Annotated in this window: 1 protein-coding gene; it reads right to left on the reverse strand. The window is 68.6% G+C overall.

What is annotated here, in order from left to right:
- Positions 1–55: 55 nt before the first annotated feature.
- On the reverse strand, positions 56–1,300 hold the full coding sequence (locus QSK21_RS35785) for an IS256 family transposase (RefSeq protein WP_502871632.1): 1,245 nt from the start codon (positions 1,298–1,300) through the stop codon (positions 56–58).
- Positions 1,301–1,439 lie beyond the last annotated feature (139 nt).

Genomic DNA, 1,439 nt, shown 5'->3' on the forward strand with positions numbered 1-1,439 from the left:
GGCCGCGTCCAGGCGGGTGGTGTATGAGAAGGCCACCTCGCGATCTATTGATTAGTTAAGCACTGATTGCCTCAATTGTCACATCAGCATCATTGGTGTCGCTTTCGTGGCCGACTTTCTGGCAGGCGGCGAGGATTTCGCTGCCGATATAGCGGCGTTGTTCGGTCCATTCATCGTTCTGCTCGGCCAGCACGGCGCCGACGAGGCGGACGATCGCGGCGCGGTCGGGGAAGATGCCGACCACGTCGGTGCGGCGGCGCACCTCCTTGTTCAGGCGTTCCTGGGGGTTGTTGGACCAGATCTGCTTCCAGACCTGCTTGGGGAAGGCGGCGAAGGCCAGGATGTCGTCACGGGCGGCGTCCAGATGCTCGGCGGCGGCGGGGAACTTGGCCTCCAGCGCGTCCACGACCTGGCGGTGCTGGGCGTGCACGGCCTCGGCCGAGGGCTGCTCGAAGATGGTGCGCACCAGCGTCGACACCCACGGCTGCGCCGAGCGGGGGACGCGCGTGGCCAGGTTGCGGTGGTAGTGGGTGCGGCAGCGCTGCCAGGACGCGCCCGGCAGGGTGGAGGCGATCGCGTCCCGCAGCCCGGCGTGGCAGTCGGAGGTCACCAGCCTGACCCCCGACAGGCCGCGGGCGACCAGGCCGCGCAGGAACGCCAGCCAGCCCGCGCCGTCCTCGGCGCTGACCACCTCGACGCCGAGGATCTCCCGGTGCCCGTCGGCGTTGACGCCGGTGGCGATCAGCGCGTGCACGTTCACCGTGCGGCCGCCTTCGCGCACCTTCTGCGTCAACGCGTCGATCCACACGAACGTGTAGGGGCCCTGGTCGAGCGGCCGGTTGCGGAAGTCGGCGACCATCTCGTCCAGTTCCCGCGCCAACACGCTGACCTGCGACTTGCTCAGTCTGGTGACGCCGAGTTGCTCGGCCAGCTTCTCCACCCGCCGGGTGCTCACGCCCAGCAGGTAGGAGGTGGCGACCACGCTGGCCAGCGCCCGCTCGGCCCGCCGCCTGCGCTCCAGCAGCCACTCGGGGTAGTACGACCCCGACCGCAGCCGCGGGATCGCCAGCTCCACCGTCCCCGCGCGGGTGTCCCACTCGCGCCGCCGGTACCCGTTACGCGAGTTGACCCGCTGGTCGGACACCTCGCCGTAGCCGGCCCCGCACAGCTGCTCGACCTCGGCGTCCATCATCCGCTGCGCCATCTCCCGGACCATCGTGCGCAGCAGGTCCGGCGACGCCGCAGCCAGGGTCTGTTCGAAGTCCTCGCTGGCAACGGGCACAATGTCGTTCACGGCCACCTCGTTTCTCTCCTTCACTGGTCTTGGTCGACTCGAAGGATCACGAGGTGGCCGTCTCACGTCACGGGGACTCGCCCATCACGACACGAACCGGTCATAGATCACACAGACCCCATACACCACTCCAGTGGACGTGAAC

This window comes from Actinomadura sp. NBRC 104412 (assembly GCF_030269515.1).
In the GTDB taxonomy this organism is placed as follows: Bacteria; Actinomycetota; Actinomycetes; order Streptosporangiales; family Streptosporangiaceae; genus Spirillospora.